Genomic DNA, 511 nt, shown 5'->3' with positions numbered 1-511 from the left:
ATTCAGAGAAAAGGCGGCGTTTTGTTTATGTGCGTATATATAGCGGAACATTGCATTTGAGGGATGTTATTAGAATATCTGAAAAAGAGAAAATAAAAATCACAGAGATGTGTGTTCCGTCAAATGGTGAAATCGTCCCGGCTGACCATGCCTGTCCGGGAGAAATTGTTATTTTAGCTGATGATACTTTGAAACTGAACGACATTCTGGGAAATGAAAAACTCCTGCCTCACAAAACATGGATTGATAATCCCATGCCATTACTTCGGACAACGGTAGAGCCGCAAAAGCCGGAGCAAAGGGAAGCCCTGTTAAATGCCCTCGCAGAGATTGCTGATACAGACCCTCTTTTGCATTTTGACATTGATACTGTTACACATGAGATTATGTTATCTTTTTTGGGGAAAGTGCAGATGGAAGTCATTTGTGCCATCCTTGAGGAAAAATATCATGTGGAGGCAGAAATAAAAGAGCCTACTGTTATATATATGGAAAGACCGCTTAGAAAAGC

At 40.5% G+C, this 511-nt stretch carries 1 pseudogene; it reads left to right on the top strand.

Annotated elements, in window-relative coordinates:
• Positions 1-511: pseudogene (locus IAG03_RS14160) on the top strand (tetracycline resistance ribosomal protection protein Tet(32)); the annotation flags it as partial.

The organism is Yeguia hominis (assembly GCF_014384705.1).
Taxonomy (GTDB): Bacteria; Bacillota; Clostridia; order Oscillospirales; family Acutalibacteraceae; genus Yeguia; species Yeguia hominis.
Note: the sequence above shows the minus strand (reverse complement) of the source record. Positions and strands in the feature narration are given on the sequence as shown.